This is a genomic window from Pseudomonas sp. 2957, from assembly GCF_031456345.1.
Classification (GTDB): Bacteria; Pseudomonadota; Gammaproteobacteria; order Pseudomonadales; family Pseudomonadaceae; genus Aquipseudomonas; species Aquipseudomonas siliginis.
In genome coordinates this window covers 572,276-588,175 of the sequence record NZ_JAVDUL010000001.1, presented here as the reverse complement: position 1 = coordinate 588,175, position 15,900 = coordinate 572,276, and the positions used below count along the sequence as shown (strand labels likewise).

Below are 15,900 nucleotides of genomic sequence, written 5' to 3'. Positions count from 1 at the left end.
ACGACTCCTTAAAGGCTGTTGATCAGCGTGGCGAAAGTTTCCTGCGCAGCTTTGATGATCTGCGAAGACGCTGTGTAGTACTGCTGGTACTTGACCAGGTTGCCGGTTTCTTCGTCCAGGTTGACCCCGGACAACGAATCGCGGGCACCCTTGGCATTCTCCAGAATCGCCGTGGTTGCGGCGCTGTCGGACTTGCCTTGGGCGGTCTTGGTACCGACGTTGGTCACCAGGGTGTTGTAGGCGTCGGTCAGGCTGATGCCCTTGCTCGCCGAACCGGTGTCCACGGTCTGTTTGGTTTGCAATGCGACCAGTGCCTGGGCGTTGCGGTTGTCCGAAGACGCCGCACCGGTCAGGTTCATGGTGAAAGTCTCGCCGGTTTTCGGCGTGCCGCCCACGGTGGTCTGCACGGTGAAGGTCTTCTGTACGTTCGGCGTGACGGTAGTGTCCATCACCGGGTTGCCGCTGGCATCGACGATACCGACTTTCAAATTCAGCGTGTTCGACTGGCCAGGCACGATGGTGCCGGTGCCGATGGTCGCGCCCTTGGCGTCGACCAGGTTGTACGACTGGCTGCCACCGCTGGCTGCACCGAATACCAGTTTGACCGGCGTTGAATTCTTCAGCGCCGCCTGCATGTCAGCCTGGGCGGTCGGGTTGTAGATGTCGATCTTATTGCTGAGCGTCGGCTGGGTGTACGTGCCCAGACCGTTGGCGCTGGCGACGCCGGTCAGCGGACCTGCCGCAGCGATTTTCTTCGGATCACTGAGCACGGTCTGAATGCTCGCCGCCGCGTTGCGGGTCGGCGTGATTTTGAACGAGTCACCCGCGCTCAGCGCGCCGCCGTTCAAGGCCAGGGTGAAGCCGTCGATCACTGGCGGCGGATTGGTCGTGGTGCTGAATGCACCCAGATCGGTGCCGTCGGAACGTTTGACGGTGTAATCGGTAGCGCTGGTGAAGGTCACCTGATAGTCGCTGGTGGTCAGCTTGCCGGTGTCCTTGATGGTCACATCGAGGTTGCCCGAACCGGCGCTGTTGCCATCCTTCGCAATGCTGCGCTGACTGATCAGGGCGGCACTGTTGATGTTGTTGAAAATCGCCGCGCCGAAGTCACCGTTCTTGTCGATGCCTTGTGCTTGCTGGCTGTTGATCTGATCGGCAATCACCAGGGCCACGCGACCGAGCTCGTTGAGCGATGGGTCGAGGACTTCCTTGCGATAGGTCAGCAGACCGCCGATTTCGCCGCCGCTGATCACCGAAGTGATGTCGATGGTGCTCGAACCGCGATCCATCTGGATCGACATGCGCGACGGGTCGGTCTTGCTCGCGACCATGCTCAGGCTGTTGGTGGTGTTGCCGATGACCAGCGGCTGGCCGCTGCCGACATAGATGTCGAAGCTGGTGCCGCGCTCGACGACCTGGGCACCGGTCAGCTCGGAGAGCTGACGCACGGCTTCGTTACGGCTGTCGAGCAGGTCGTTCGGCGCCCCGCCGCTGGTGGAGATTTCGCCGATCTTCTGATTGAGATTGGCGATCGCCGTGGCGAGCTTGTTCACCTGGGCAGTCATGTCGCCGAGGCTGCCGTTGATCGTGGTGTTCTGATCGTTGAGCTGCTTGGCCAGGGTATTGAAACGGCTGGTCAGCGCCTGCGCGCCGGTCAGCACCGACTGACGCGAAGTGTCATCGGTGGCCGACGTCGATACGCCCTGCATCGAGGTGAAGAATTTCTGCAGTACACCGGTCAGGCCAGTGTTGGTGTCCGACAGCATCGCGTCCAGCGGCGTCGCCTGCTTGAGGAAGGCAGCCGATTCGCTGTCCAGCGACGTCGCGGTGTGCAGCTGCGATTCCAGATACGAGTTGTACACCCGGCGCACGTCGGCCAGGGTCGTGCCCGTGCCGATGAAAACGCTGCCGTACTGCTGCGAGGACTTGGTGCCCTGCACGGTTTGCTGACGTGAATAACCGGCGGTGTCGACGTTGGCAATGTTGTTGCCTGTCGTAGCCAGAGAGGACTGGCTGGCCGACAGTCCCGACATCCCGATATTGAGCAAACTCATGGTTCAGACCTTATTACCTGGTGCCTTATAAAGGCGTGGTGGAGACACCCGCCGCAGCGTAGTTTTCAAAACTGTTCATCTGCTTGGCAATTTGCGAAATCTTCGTCGCGTAGTTCGGGTCGGTGGCGTAACCGGCCTTCTGCAACTCGCGTACAAACTGTTCTGGGTTATCGGCCGACTTCAGCACTTCTTGATAGCGATTGTTGCTCTGCAGCAACGTCACCAGATCGTGGAAGCTGTCCTTGTACGAGGCGTAGGAACGGAACTCGGCCGTCTCCTTGACCATCGCGCCATTGCGGAACTCGCTGGTGATCGCGCGGGCCGAATCGCCCTTCCAGTTACTGCTCGCCTTGATGCCGAACAGGTTGTGGCTGCTGCTGCCATCCTGAGCGCGCATGACCGATTTGCCCCAACCGGTTTCCAGTGCCGCTTGCGCCACCAGATAACGCGGATCGACGCCGATGCGGTCAGCGGCTTCCTTGGCCATCGGCAACATGGTGTTGACGAATTCGTCGGCGGAACTGAAGGCCTTCTTCGCTGGTGCCAGCGGAATCTGCGCCATGGCGCGGCCGTAAACCTGCATCTGCCCGCCTGCAGCTTTCTGCTCTTCGGCACGGGCCAGCCAGTCACCGTTGTACAACGCGCCGGAGCCTGTGACGGCGGTAGTCGCAGCCCGTTGCGGCAAGGCGTTGGTCGCTGCCGCCGCAGTGCTGGCAGTGGCCGCGCTCGGTGCCGACGGCACCAGACCGGCGAGCAAGCGATCGGCCAGTTTCGGCGGCAGCGCCAGACGCCGCTGGTTGATCAGCGCCATGTCGTTGCGATGGGAAATATCGGTGTTGTTCGGAGCATGCACCGAGCGCGATGCCCACAACGGACGCTCGCCGTTGACGCGGGACAGCGGACCGGTGGCGACGGTGCCGGCGGCAATCGGCGTCGGCACGGCGGCGGCCTTGGCCAGCGCTTCCTGCTGCTTGGCGGCGGACGCGGCTGCAGCCTCGCCCGGCGCCATCGGTTTGTTCTTCGACATCTGCCGGATCAGCACGTCGGCCAGGCCGATACCCCCGCCCTCGCGGGACATGGAAACCGCCAGTTGCTGGTCGTACATTTCCTGATACTGCTTGGCCGCCGGCGTGTTCAGCGGGTTGTCCTGACCAAGCGCTTCGGTGGCCGAGCGCATCGACTTGAGCATTTCGCCGAGGAACAGAGACTCGAATTCCTGCGCAACCTTGCGCATGTTTTCGTCGCTGTTCTTGTCGCCGACCTTCAGCTGGTTCAGACGATTGAGGTCGGAGTAGGAACCCGAATCGCTGCTGCTGACCAGACCGCTTTTGCGCATATCCATGGTGGCCGGCCTCAGATCACGATCAGGTCGGCTTGCAATGCGCCGGCCTGCTTCAGAGCTTCGAGAATTGCCATCAGGTCACCCGGTGCTGCGCCGACCTGGTTCACCGCACGGACGATCTCGTCGAGGGTGGTGCCCGGGCCGAACTTGAACATCGGTTTGGCTTCCTGTTCGGCATTCACCCGCGAGCGCGGCACGACGGCAGTCTGGCCGTTGGACAGCGGGCCAGGCTGGCTGACGATCGGGTCTTCGGTGATGGTCACGGTCAGGCTGCCGTGGGTCACGGCGGCTGGCGACACTTTCACGTTCTGGCCGATGACGATGGTGCCGGTGCGCGAGTTGATGATGACTTTTGCCACCGCCTGCCCAGGATCGATTTCGAGGTTTTCCAGGATCGACAGGTAGTCGACGCGCTGGCTCGGATCCAGTGGCGCAGTGACCCGCACCGATCCGCCGTCGATGGCTTGGGCGACGCCAGGGCCGAGCATGTCGTTGACCTTGTCGACGATGCGCTTGGCGGTGGTGAAGTCGGAGCGGTTGAGGTTCAGCGTCAGGCTGTTGCCCTGGTTGAAACCGCTCGGCACCGCACGCTCCACCGACGCGCCGCCAGGGATGCGACCGGCCGACGGAACGTTGACGGTAATCTTCGAACCATCGCGGCCTTCAGCGTCGAAACCGCCAACCACGAGATTGCCCTGAGCGATCGCATAGACGTTGCCGTCGATACCCTTGAGCGGCGTCAACAGCAAGGTGCCGCCACGCAGGCTCTTGGAGTTACCGATCGAGGACACGGTGATGTCGACCTGCTGACCCGGTTTGGCAAACGCTGGCAGATCGGCACTCACCGACACCGCCGCGACGTTCTTCAACTGCACGTTGCCCGATCCCGGCGGTACCTTGATGCCGAACTGCGAGAGCATGTTGTTGAAGGTCTGCAGGGTGAACGGAGTCTGCGTCGTCTGGTCACCGGTGCCGTTAAGCCCGACCACCAGGCCGTAACCGATCAACTGGTTGGAGCGCACACCGGAAATGCTGGCGATGTCTTTCAGCCGCTCGGCGTGTGCGGTGAACGCCGCAGACATCAACAACGCGGCCACCATAAGGCTCTTGAAATTCAAAGTCGCCACCTAGAAAGGGAACAGCGGGCTGAGGAAGAAACGGTCGAACCAGCCTGGCTGACTCGTATCGGCAAACGCGCCGGTACCCGAGTAGGTGATGCGCGCATCGGCGACACGGGTCGACGACACGGTGTTGTCGGTCGCGATGTCATCGGCGCGGACCATACCGGCGATGCGCACCAGTTCGTCACCGGTGTTGAGCGTCAGCCACTTCTCGCCACGCACGGCGATGATGCCGTTGGGCAGCACGTCGGCCACGGTCACGGTGATCGAACCGGTCAGGCTGTTGCTCTGCCCGGACTTGGCGTCGCCCTTGGTCGAACGGTCGGCGCTGTAGCCAGCGTTCAGGCTCAGGTCACCGCCACCAATCGGGTTGTTGGTGGTCAGGCTGGAACCGAACAACGAGGTCAGACCAATCGAGTTATCGCTGTTCTTGTCCATCTGCGAGTTGGCGTTCTTGCTCGCCTGGGTGCGCTCGTTCAGGGTGATGGTGATGATGTCACCGACCCGGAACGCCTTGCGGTCGCTGTACAGGTTCTGCTCGAAGCCGGCCTGATAGATCGAGCCGTTATTGGCAGCCGCCGGCAACGGTGTGCGCGGCAACACCGGGGCGTAGTAAGGGTCATTGGGCTTGGGCGTCGGGGCGACGCAGCCCGCGAGCGAGACGACCCCACTCAATGCCAGAACAGATACAAAGCGCTTCATGACCCTACCTCACGGTGTTGCTGGCGACCTCAGGCCGCCCCAAAGACTGGATTACAGATTCTGCGTTACGAACGAGAGCATCTGGTCGGCGGTGGAGATCACCTTGGAGTTCATCTCGTAGGCGCGTTGAGTGGTGATCATGTTGACCATCTCTTCAACGGTGCTGACGTTCGAGGTTTCCAGGGTGTTCTGCAGCGTGGTACCGAAACCGTTCAGGCCCGGGGTGCCGATCTGCGGCGCGCCGGAAGCAGCGGTTTCCAGGAACAGGTTGTTGCCCACTGCTTGCAGACCGGCCGGGTTGATGAAGTCGGCGGTCTGCAGGTTGCCGATCACTTGCGAGGCCGGGTTGCCGGCGATGGTGATCGACACGGTGCCGTCACGGCCGACAGTGAAGGTCTGCGCATCGTTCGGGATGATGATCGCCGGTTCCAGCGCGAAACCGCTGGCGTTGACGATCTGGCCATTGGAGTCGAGGTGGAAAGTACCGTCACGGGTGTAGGACGTGGTGCCGTCCGGTTGCAGGATCTGGAAGAAACCGCGACCGTCGATGGCCATGTCCAGCGGCTGCTCGGTGGTTTGCAGGCTGCCGGCGGTGAAGTTTTTCTGGGTACCGACAATGCGCACACCGGTACCCACTTGCAGACCCGACGGCAGTTCGCTGTCCTGGGTCGACTGGGCGCCTGGCTGACGCTTGATCTGATAGAGCAAGTCCTGGAACTCGGCACGGTCACGCTTGAAACCCGTGGTCGAAACGTTCGCCAGGTTGTTGGAAATGGTGGTCAGGTTGGTGTCCTGGGCGGACAGACCGGTTTTGGCAACCCATAGAGCCGGAAGCATTCGATTCTCCTCGTGCGCCTGTTTTACGGCGCGACGTTCTGATAATTAGCTGATCTGCAAGACCCGAGCCATGGCCTGGTCGTCGTCTTTGGCGGTGTTCATCATCTTGACGTGCAACTCGAATTGCTTGGCCAGGGCCAGCACCGAAGTCATTTCTTCCACGGCATTGACGTTGCTCGACTCAAGGAAACCCGAGACCAGTTTGACGTTGGCGTCGGCTTGCGCCGGCTGGCCGTCCTTGGTGTAAATCGAACCGTCGAGACCTTTGTTCATGTTCTTGATGTCCGGGTTGACCAGCTTGATCCGGTCGACTTCGGCCATGACGCGGGGGCCTTCGCCCATTGCGCGAATGCTGATGGTGCCGTCTTCGCCGACTTCCACCTGCTGCTCGGGCGGCACGGCGATCGGGCCGCCGTTACCGATCACCGGCATGCCGTTGCCGGCGCGCAGTACGCCGAGGGCGTCGATGTTGAGGCTGCCGGTACGCACGTAGCTTTCGCCGCCGCTGGGGTTTTGCACGGCGATGAAACCGTTGCCGGATACCGCGACGTCGAGTTCACGTCCGGTCTGCACCAGTGAGCCCGGCGTGAAGTCGGTGGCGGGACGTTCGCTCATGGCAAACGCGCGCGCCGGAAAGCTGTCGCCGAATACCGGCATCGAACGCGCCTGCTCGAGGTCGCGCTGAAAGCCGTTGGTGGAAATGTTCGCCAGGTTGTTGGCATGCGCCCGCTGCGCCAGTGCGTTCTGGCTGGCGCCGGTCATTGCCACATAAAGGTACTTGTCCACAGTGTTTCCTCTGCATGCCGGACGTTTGCCGCCCACCGCTGTACTGCTCAGCCATAAGCAATTTGCAGACCAACTTTTTATTGGCGGGCGAAGGCCCGGTAAACAGGGGACTTGAGGGGATCGGAGGGGGAATCTGAAATGGGTCGAAGACGAAAAACCGGCGGTGTCATGCCGGTTAGTGGCAATCCTGAGTTCGGCGGGGGATGGAGATCCTGTGGCGAGGGGATTTATCCCCGTTCGGCTGCGCAGCAGTCGCCAAGCCTGCAAATGAGGTCGCTGGGAAGAAAAAGCGGGGCGGCTTCGCCGCCCATCGGGGATAAATCCCCTCGCCACAAAGGCTCTATTTAGCTTTCGGAGGTTTTGCCAACCTCATACTCACGCAGCTTGTTGGCAATGGTGGTGTGCGAAACACCGAGTCGCTTGCCCAACTGCCGACTGCTTGGATGCTCGGAATACAGCCGTTCCAGCACCGCTTTCTCGAAGCGCCCGACGATCTCGTCCAGACTGCCGTCGAGGGAAAAATCGCCAAGCGGCTGACGCACGCCGTAATCCGGCAGGCGAATATGTTCGGCCTTGACCGTGCCGCCGTCGCACAGGGAAACCGCCTGGAACAGCACGTTCTCCAGTTGCCGCACATTGCCCGGCCAGTGGTAATGGCTGAGGCGATCCATCGCCGCCGGGGCCAGTTTCGGCAGCGGACAGCCGATCTGCCGACTGGCCTGGTCGAGAAAGTGTTCAACCAGCGGCGTCAGGCCGTCGAGGCACTCGCGCAGCGGCGGGATGTGCAGCGACAGCACGTTCAAGCGGTGATAGAGATCCTGGCGAAACTCGCCGCGCGCGCACAATTCGGACAAGTCCACCTGCGTCGCGCAGATCACCCGCACGTCCAGATACACCTCTTCATCACTGCCGACGCGACGGAAGCAACCGTCCTGAAGAAAGCGCAGCAATTTGACCTGCAAACGCGGGCTCATCTCGCCGACGCCATCGAGAAACAGCGTGCCGCCAGCGGTCAATTCGAGCAGGCCAAGCTTGCCTTCGGCCCGCGCGCCTTCGAAGGCACCGGGGCCGTAGCCGAACAGTTCGGTCTCGGCCATCGACTCCGGCAACCCGGCGCAGTTGAGCGCCATCAACGGCGACTGTCCCCGAGGGCTGGCGAGGTGGCAGGCACGCGCCAGCAATTCCTTGCCAGTGCCGGTTTCGCCTTCTATTAATAGCGGCGCATCCAGCGGCGCCATGCGTCGCGCCTCGCGGACCACAGCGGCCATGACTTTCGAACTCTGGAAAATACTGTCGAAACCGCGCAGCTCTTGCTTGCGCACGTTGTAGATGCGCTCGCCGACGCGGTCGGCGCGGTGCAGCGTCAGTACGGCGCCGGCCATGGCCTCGCTGTCGTCGTGTTCCGATTGCAGCGGCGCGATGTCGGCGAGAAAGATGTCGCCCTTGACCTTGACCCGCATGCCGTTGATCCGCGATTTGTTGGCGCGCACCAATTCCGGCAGATCGAAATCCTCGGCATAACGTGATAGCGGAATCCCCGGCACTTCATCGACACGCACCCCGAGCAACTGCGCCGCCGCGCGATTGGCCGCAACGATCGAACCGCCCATGTCGATCGACAGCACCGGAAATTCCAGCGCGCCGAGCAACGCATTCAGTTCCATGTGTCGGCGCTCGCTGGGCATCAGCCCGACGCGCTTGACCCCGAACACCCCACCGATTGCCTCGAACTTGGGGCGCAACGCCTGGAACTGGATGTTGATCAGGTTCGGGCAGTGCAGGTAGATCGCATTGCCATGCTCACCGCCAACTTCACCGCGGGCGACGTTGATCCCGTACGCCACCAGCAGATTGAGGATGTCACGCAGGATGCCGATGCGGTTCTGGCAGTGGACTTTGATGCGCATAGAAAAAGGCCCGACAGGTTTGAAAGATAAACACATGTCCTTGTGGGAGCGAGCCTGCTCGCGAAGGCGCCAGCACATCCAGTATCGATGTGTCAGACAGACCGCTTTCGCGAGCAGGCTCGCTCCCACAGGGTTCTGTGGCGCGCCCGGGGCAGATGTTTCTGTCGAGGCACGCAGATAGTTGTCAAGATTATGTGACAGCCACGACCCTTTTCAAACCCGCCAATCACCGTAAATGCGCATCACCCGACAAAGCGTAACGATAACTTTACGAAACAAGCAGAATTTTCCTACGCACACACCGGTCAACATGCTGCACGCCCTGTCACTCTCGGGTATTCCTTTAGCCATCGCTGGACATAACAAAAACGAATTTCCTAGCAGGAGAGCAGCATGAAGCAGACGCAATACGTGGCTCGCGAGCCCGATGCGCAAGGTTTTATCGACTACCCCGCCGAAGAACATGCGGTGTGGAACACGCTGATCACTCGCCAGTTGAAGGTGATTGAAGGTCGTGCGTGCCAGGAATATCTGGACGGTATCGAAAAACTCGGTCTGCCCCACGACCGCATCCCGCAACTGGCCGAGATCAACAAAGTCCTCGGCGAGACCACCGGCTGGCAGGTTGCCCGGGTGCCGGCGCTGATTCCTTTCCAGACGTTTTTCGAGTTGCTTGCCAGCAAGCAATTCCCCGTCGCCACCTTCATACGTACCCGCGAAGAACTCGACTATCTGCAAGAGCCCGACATCTTTCACGAGATCTTCGGCCACTGCCCGCTACTGACCAACCCCTACTTCGCTGAGTTCACCCACACCTACGGCAAGCTCGGCCTGCAGGCGACCAAGGAAGAGCGCGTGTATCTGGCCCGGTTGTACTGGATGACCATCGAATTCGGTCTGGTCGACACCCCGCACGGCAAGCGCATCTACGGCGGCGGGATTCTGTCCTCGCCGAAAGAAACCGTTTATTGCCTGTCGGACGAGCCCGAGCATCAGATTTTCGATCCGCTGGAAGCCATGCGCACGCCGTATCGCATCGACATCCTGCAACCACTGTACTTCGTCCTGCCCAATCTCAAGCGCCTGTTCGATGTGGCCCATGAAGACATCATGGCCATGGTCCGTCAGGGCATGCAGCTGGGCTTGCACGCGCCGAAATTTCCGCCGAAACCCAAAGCCGCCTGAACCGCGACTTTTGCTGACAATTGCGTCTGTCCGTCGCCGCCACTTTGCTTTAGCGTGACGGCATTGGCGGCACACGCGCTTTAATAAAAAACACACTCGTTTTCAGGAATACACCATGTCGACTTTGAACCAAGCCCACTGCGAAGCCTGCCGCGCCGATGCGCCACAAGTCAGCGACGAAGAACTGCCGATCCTGATCAAGCAGATCCCTGACTGGAACATCGAAGTACGCGACGGCATCATGCAGCTGGAGAAAGTTTTCCTGTTCAAGAACTTCAAGCATGCGCTGGCCTTCACCAACGCCGTGGGCGAGATCTCCGAGGCCGAAGGTCACCACCCGGGCCTGCTGACCGAGTGGGGCAAAGTCACCGTGACCTGGTGGAGCCATTCGATCAAAGGCCTGCACCGCAACGACTTCATCATGGCTGCGCGCACTGACGAAGTGGCCAAGACCGCAGAAGGACGCAAGTAATGCACTTCGACGCCATCGGCCGGGTCCCCGGCGACCCGATTCTCGGTTTGATGGAGGCCTATGCGCAGGATGCCAATCCGCGCAAGTTCGACCTCGGCGTTGGCGTCTACAAGGATGCCCAGGGCCTGACGCCGATCCCGGAAGCGGTGAAAATCGCCGAGGCGCGACTGGTCGAAAGCCAGGACACCAAGACCTACATCGGTGGCCACGGCAATCCGCTGTTCGGCAAGGTCATCAATGAGCTTGTGCTCGGTAGCGACTCGGCATTGATCGCCGAACAACGCGCCGGCGCCACCCAGACCCCGGGAGGCACCGGTGCCCTGCGTCTGGCGGCCGACTTCATCGCGCAATGCCTGCCGGGCAAAGGCGTGTGGTTGAGCAACCCGACCTGGCCGATCCACGAAACCATTTTCGCCGCCGCCAAGGTCAAGGTCAGCCACTACCCGTACGTGGGTAGTGACAACCGCCTCGACGTCGAAGCGATGCTCGCCGTGCTCAAGGAAGTGCCGAAGGGCGACGTGGTGCTGCTGCATGCGTGCTGCCACAACCCGACCGGTTTCGACCTGAGCCATGACGACTGGAAGCGCGTGCTTGAAGTGGTGCGCAGCCGCGATCTGCTGCCGCTGATCGACTTTGCTTATCAGGGTTTTGGCGATGGCCTGGAGCAGGACGCGTGGTCGACCCGGTTGTTCGCGGCGCAAGTGCCGGAGCTGCTGATCACCAGTTCCTGCTCGAAGAACTTCGGCCTGTATCGCGACCGCACCGGGGCACTGATCGTCTGCGCGACCAGCGCCGACAAGCTCATCGACATCCGCAGCCAACTGGCCAACATCGCCCGCAATCTGTGGTCGACGCCGCCGGATCACGGCGCGGCGGTGGTCGCGACCATCCTCGCCGATCCAGAGCTGAAAGCGCGCTGGGCCGATGAAGTGGAAGCGATGCGTCTGCGGATCGCCCAGCTGCGCAGCGGTCTGGTCGAAGCGCTGGAACCCCACGGTTTGCGCGAGCGTTTCGCACACATCGGTGTGCAACGCGGGATGTTCTCCTACACCGGCCTGTCGCCGGAACAGGTGAAAACCCTGCGCGAGCGGCACAGCGTGTACATGGTCCGCTCCGGCCGCGCGAACGTCGCCGGCATCGACGCCACCCGCCTCGCATCGCTCGCCGACGCCATCGCCGACGCCTGCAAATAGCCCCCCCGCCCGACTGATCGTTCCCACGCTCTGCGTGGGAATGCCTCTTCGGACGCTCTGCGTCCGCTTTGGGACGCAGAGCGTCCCCGGCTGCATTCCCACGCGGAGCGTGGGAACGATCGAAGATCAAAAGATCGCAGCCTTCGGCAGCTCCTACATTTGTTTCTGCGGTGACCTTCTGGCTTCCTCCCCTGCGGCCATCTGTCGCATTAATTTGAATTAAAAGTCTGATTGTCATTTTTCCTGCTGTATCCTGCGCAGGCTTTGTAAAGCGCGGAGCACCTGATCTATCAACAGACTTAGCGAGGAGCGCACCCATGCACGAGATTCCCAATCTCCCCTTCCCAAGCCTGCACGTACCTGAGCAGACGACCCCGCAACACGCCGGCGCTGAAAAGCCCGAGCCGCAAGAAGCCGCTGACAGCCGCAAAGCCGACAGCGAAGAGTAAGACCCGCCGTACAGACCGTGTGGAAAGCGCTAACATGCGCTTTCCACACTGCCTGAAACCCGAGCCCGCCATGACCGACGAATTCTCCGAAAGCCAAGCTGCCGTGCTGATCGGCGCCACCGAGAAGATGATCGAGATCTGGAATCGCCTCTCGCCCGAGAAGCAAGCTGCCCTGCTCGAACGTTTCGGCAGCGAAGAAAACGCCCTCGCCGCCCTCGTCACCACGCAACTGGTCGCCCCGGCGAAATCCTGAAAGCGCCGCCCGGCAAATAGTTTTACTTTTCCCCGCCCTTGAACGGTTCACGCCGGTATCATGAGCAGCCTATCTAATCTGCTGCTCCCGTGGATCGTTACCCATGTCGTCTATATCCGAGCCCCAGCGTCCGCTGGCGGTTACGCTGCAAGTAGTCTCCATCGTCCTCTTCACCTTCATCGGTTACCTGAACATCGGCATCCCGCTCGCCGTGTTGCCGGGCTATGTCCACAGTGACCTTGGTTTCGGCGCCGTGATCGCCGGGCTGGTGATCAGCGTGCAATACCTCGCCACCCTGCTCAGCCGTCCATATGCCGGCAAGATCATCGACAACCAGGGCAGTAAACGCGCAGTGATGATTGGCCTCGCTGGTTGCGGCTTGAGCGGTGTGTTCATGCTGATTTCCGCGTGGACGCCGAACCTGCCGCTGCTCAGTCTGATCAGCCTCTTAATTGGCCGTCTGGTGCTGGGCAGCGCGGAAAGCCTGGTCGGTTCCGGTTCGATTGGCTGGGGCATCGGCCGGGTCGGCGCGGCGAATACGGCGAAAGTGATTTCCTGGAACGGCATCGCCAGTTACGGCGCCCTGGCGATCGGCGCGCCGTTCGGTGTGTGGCTGGTAAGCAGGTTGGGGCTGTGGAGCATGGGCGTGAGCATCATCCTCCTCGCCCTGCTCGGTCTGGCGCTGGCATGGCCGAAGACCGCCGCGCCGATCGTCGCCGGCGAACGCCTGCCGTTCATGCATGTGCTGGGCAAAGTCTTCCCCCACGGCTGCGGGCTCGCGCTGGGTTCGATCGGTTTTGGCACCATCGCCACTTTCATCACCCTGTATTACGCGACCCAGCACTGGGACAACGCCGTGCTGTGCCTGAGCCTGTTCGGCGCCAGCTTCATCGGCGCGCGGCTGCTGTTCGGCAACCTGATCAACCGCCTCGGCGGATTTCGCGTGGCGATTGCCTGCCTGTCGGTGGAAACGTTGGGGCTGTTGTTGCTGTGGATTGCTCCGGATGCGCATTGGGCACTGGCCGGTGCGGCGCTGAGCGGTTTCGGCTTCTCGCTGGTGTTCCCGGCGCTGGGCGTGGAGGCGGTGAATCTGGTGCCGGCCTCGAGCCGTGGCGCGGCGGTCGGTGCCTATTCACTGTTCATTGATTTGTCGCTGGGGATCACCGGGCCGCTGGCCGGGGCGATCGCAGCAGGATTCGGTTTTGCTTCGATCTTCCTGTTCGCCGCATTTGCAGCGTTGAGCGGCCTTGGCTTGAGTGTCTATCTGTACAAGCACACGGCGAAGTATCGCGAGGTTTAGAAGTCCACCTTGCCGCGCCCGGCCTTGATACTGCCGCGCTTGGTTTTCGACTCCAGCCGACGCTTCTTCGAGCCAAGGGTCGGCTTGGTCGGGCGGCGTTTCTTTTCCACTTTGGTGGCGCTGAGAATCAGCTCGACCAGCCGCTCCAGCGCATCGGCGCGGTTGGCTTCCTGGGTTCGGTATTGCTGCGCCTTGATGATCAGCACGCCATCGCTGGTGATACGGCTGTCACGCAGTGCCAGCAGGCGTTCCTTGTAGAACTCCGGCAATGACGAGTTGGGAATGTCGAAGCGCAAGTGCATGGCGCTGGAGACCTTGTTGACATTCTGCCCACCGGCGCCTTGCGCGCGGATGGCGGTCAATTCGATCTCGGCATCCGGCAGATGCACATTGTTGGAAATCACCAGCATGGAAAAGCGTCCGTAATCAGAGCGTGCAGGATAACCCGATTCACTCAACCTCTGTGGGAGCGAGCCTGCTCGCGAAGGCGGTGTGTCAGTCGATGCAGATGTTTCTGATGGACCGCTTTCGCGAGCAGGCTCGCTCCCACAGGGTTCGGTGTGATGTCAGATTTTTCCATTTCAAAACAACAAACCCGGCACTTGGCCGGGTTTGCTGTTTCTGCTTGAGCGGTTACTTGGCGATCACTGGCAGCGCCTGCTGGGCACTGCGCTTGTTCTTGATCAGGTAGCAGACCCACATGAATACCACCCACACCGGAATCGCGTACACCGAGATCTGAATCCCCGGGATCAGCAGCATCACGCCGAGGATGAACACCACGAACGCCAGGCAGACGAAGTTGCCGTACGGGTACCACAGCGCCTTGAACAGTGGCGTCTGTTTGGTCTGATTCATGTGCTGGCGGAACTTGAAGTGCGAGTAGCTGATCATCGCCCAGTTGATCACCAGCGTCGCAACCACCAGCGACATCAGCAGTTCCAGCGCGTGCTGCGGGATCAGGTAGTTGAGCAACACGGCGACCAGCGTCACTGCCGCCGACGCCAGAATCGAACGCACCGGCACGCCGCGCTTGTCGATCTTCGCCAGAGCTTTCGGCGCGTCACCCTGCTCGGCCATCCCCAGCAGCATACGGCTATTGCAGTAGGTGCCGCTGTTGTACACCGACAGCGCGGCGGTCAGCACGACGAAGTTGAGGATGTGCGCGGCGGTGTTGCTGCCGAGCATCGAGAACACCTGCACGAACGGACTGCCGCTGTACGAATCGCCCGACGCATTGAGGGTTTCCAGCAGGCTGTCCCAAGGAGTCAGCGACAGCAGGATCACCAGTGCACCGATGTAGAAAATCAGGATGCGGTAGATCACCTGATTGATCGCTTTCGGGATCACGGTTTTTGGCTTGTCGGCTTCAGCGGCGGTGAAACCGAGCATTTCCAGACCGCCGAAGGAGAACATGATGATCGCCATGGCCATCACCAGACCGCTCACACCATTGGGGAAGAAACCGCCGTGGGACCACAGGTTGCTCACCGAGGCTTGCGGGCCGCCATGGCCGCTGACCAACAGGTAGCTGCCCAGTGCGATCATGCCAACGATGGCCACAACCTTGATGATCGCAAACCAGAATTCGGCTTCACCGAAGACTTTGACGTTGGCCAGGTTGATCGCGTTGATCAGCACGAAGAATGCAGCAGCGGAGACCCAGGTCGGGATGTCCGGCGCCCAGTAATGGATGTACTTGCCGACCGCTGTCAGCTCCGACATGCCCACCAGAATGTACAGAATCCAGCAGTTCCAGCCCGAAAGGAAACCGGCGAAACCGCCCCAGTATTTGTGCGCGAAATGGCTGAAGGAGCCGGCCACCGGCTCTTCGACGATCATTTCGCCGAGCTGGCGCATGATCATGAAGGCGATGAAGCCGCAAATGGCGTAGCCGAGGATCATCGACGGGCCGGCGGATTTCAGTACCCCGGCAGAACCGAGGAACAATCCGGTACCGATCGCGCCACCGAGGGCGATCAGTTGAATATGGCGATTTTTCAGGCCGCGCTTAAGCTCGCCTGATTGCGAGGGTTGTCCACTCATGAAAAGGTCTCACGCAAGGTTTGATGATGTTCAGTAGACGTTGCTGCAAGGTTGCGATTTCAGGCAGCCCCGATCAAACCCCAGCGCAGGCACCAGGAGTTCAGCTCATTTACAACGGTCATGCGTCACCTGTTTGTTTTTATCTGTGACGAAATCGAACCCGGCACGCTTGTGGCGCGGCGGAGTGAACAAGGCGGATAGCCTCGAGATTTTTGCGATTACGCAGAGGGTCACAGTTAAAACGCGGCGCATT

The 15,900-nt window shown here is 61.0% G+C and carries 15 protein-coding genes; 6 read left to right on the top strand and 9 right to left on the bottom strand.

The annotated features are described in order from the left end of the window. Positions 1 to 8: 8 nt before the first annotated feature. From flgK to J2Y39_RS02670, 7 genes are all read right to left on the bottom strand, one after another. The gene (gene flgK / locus J2Y39_RS02700; RefSeq protein ID WP_041478993.1) at positions 9 to 2,054 is read right to left on the bottom strand and encodes a flagellar hook-associated protein FlgK; all 2,046 of its coding nucleotides are present in this window, start codon (positions 2,052 to 2,054) and stop codon (positions 9 to 11) included. Positions 2,055 to 2,079: 25 nt separating this feature from the next. Further along, on the bottom strand, positions 2,080 to 3,396 hold the full coding sequence (flgJ, locus tag J2Y39_RS02695; protein WP_056783752.1) for a flagellar assembly peptidoglycan hydrolase FlgJ: 1,317 nt from the start codon (positions 3,394 to 3,396) through the stop codon (positions 2,080 to 2,082). An 11-nt stretch (positions 3,397 to 3,407) separates the two neighbouring features. Further along, on the bottom strand, positions 3,408 to 4,496 hold the full coding sequence (locus J2Y39_RS02690) for a flagellar basal body P-ring protein FlgI (protein WP_024012083.1): 1,089 nt from the start codon (positions 4,494 to 4,496) through the stop codon (positions 3,408 to 3,410). A 27-nt stretch (positions 4,497 to 4,523) separates the two neighbouring features. Continuing rightward, positions 4,524 to 5,219 carry a flagellar basal body L-ring protein FlgH gene (gene flgH, locus J2Y39_RS02685; RefSeq protein WP_016771110.1) on the bottom strand — a complete coding sequence of 232 codons (696 nt, stop codon included), beginning with the start codon at positions 5,217 to 5,219 and terminating at the stop codon, positions 4,524 to 4,526. Positions 5,220 to 5,270: 51 nt separating this feature from the next. Then, complete coding sequence (gene flgG / locus J2Y39_RS02680) at positions 5,271 to 6,056, bottom strand: flagellar basal-body rod protein FlgG (RefSeq protein ID WP_016771111.1); 786 nt, start codon at positions 6,054 to 6,056, stop codon at positions 5,271 to 5,273. Positions 6,057 to 6,101: 45 nt separating this feature from the next. Next, entirely contained in the window at positions 6,102 to 6,842 is a 741-nt protein-coding gene (locus J2Y39_RS02675; protein WP_016771112.1) for a flagellar basal body rod protein FlgF, read from the bottom strand. A 344-nt stretch (positions 6,843 to 7,186) separates the two neighbouring features. After that, complete coding sequence (locus tag J2Y39_RS02670) at positions 7,187 to 8,749, bottom strand: sigma-54-dependent phenylalanine hydroxylase transcriptional regulator PhhR (protein WP_016771113.1); 1,563 nt, start codon at positions 8,747 to 8,749, stop codon at positions 7,187 to 7,189. A 393-nt stretch (positions 8,750 to 9,142) separates the two neighbouring features. Between J2Y39_RS02670 and phhA the strand changes: the two genes are divergently transcribed. From phhA to J2Y39_RS02640, 6 genes are all read left to right on the top strand, one after another. Further along, positions 9,143 to 9,934: a phenylalanine 4-monooxygenase gene (gene phhA, locus J2Y39_RS02665; protein ID WP_252887493.1), complete on the top strand. Its 792-nt coding sequence runs from the start codon at positions 9,143 to 9,145 to the stop codon at positions 9,932 to 9,934. Positions 9,935 to 10,049: 115 nt separating this feature from the next. After that, positions 10,050 to 10,406: a 4a-hydroxytetrahydrobiopterin dehydratase gene (locus J2Y39_RS02660; protein WP_016771115.1), complete on the top strand. Its 357-nt coding sequence runs from the start codon at positions 10,050 to 10,052 to the stop codon at positions 10,404 to 10,406. Beyond that, a complete protein-coding gene (locus J2Y39_RS02655) occupies positions 10,406 to 11,599 on the top strand; it encodes an amino acid aminotransferase (protein WP_310214923.1) in 1,194 nt (397 codons plus the stop codon). Before J2Y39_RS02660 ends, J2Y39_RS02655 begins: the two co-directional genes overlap by 1 nt. Before the next feature lie 317 nt (positions 11,600 to 11,916). Beyond that, complete coding sequence (locus tag J2Y39_RS02650) at positions 11,917 to 12,048, top strand: hypothetical protein (protein ID WP_016771117.1); 132 nt, start codon at positions 11,917 to 11,919, stop codon at positions 12,046 to 12,048. A gap of 70 nt (positions 12,049 to 12,118) precedes the next feature. Next, on the top strand, positions 12,119 to 12,301 hold the full coding sequence (locus J2Y39_RS02645) for a hypothetical protein (RefSeq protein ID WP_039761215.1): 183 nt from the start codon (positions 12,119 to 12,121) through the stop codon (positions 12,299 to 12,301). A 112-nt stretch (positions 12,302 to 12,413) separates the two neighbouring features. Then, entirely contained in the window at positions 12,414 to 13,601 is a 1,188-nt protein-coding gene (locus tag J2Y39_RS02640; protein WP_041479047.1) for an MFS transporter, read from the top strand. Here the strand turns inward: J2Y39_RS02640 and arfB are convergent. Next, positions 13,598 to 14,011 carry an alternative ribosome rescue aminoacyl-tRNA hydrolase ArfB gene (gene arfB, locus J2Y39_RS02635; protein WP_016771119.1) on the bottom strand — a complete coding sequence of 138 codons (414 nt, stop codon included), beginning with the start codon at positions 14,009 to 14,011 and terminating at the stop codon, positions 13,598 to 13,600. The two genes, J2Y39_RS02640 and arfB, sit on opposite strands and share 4 nt — an antisense overlap. Positions 14,012 to 14,234: 223 nt before the next feature. Next, entirely contained in the window at positions 14,235 to 15,647 is a 1,413-nt protein-coding gene (locus tag J2Y39_RS02630) for an amino acid permease (RefSeq protein WP_122505909.1), read from the bottom strand. Positions 15,648 to 15,900 lie beyond the last annotated feature (253 nt).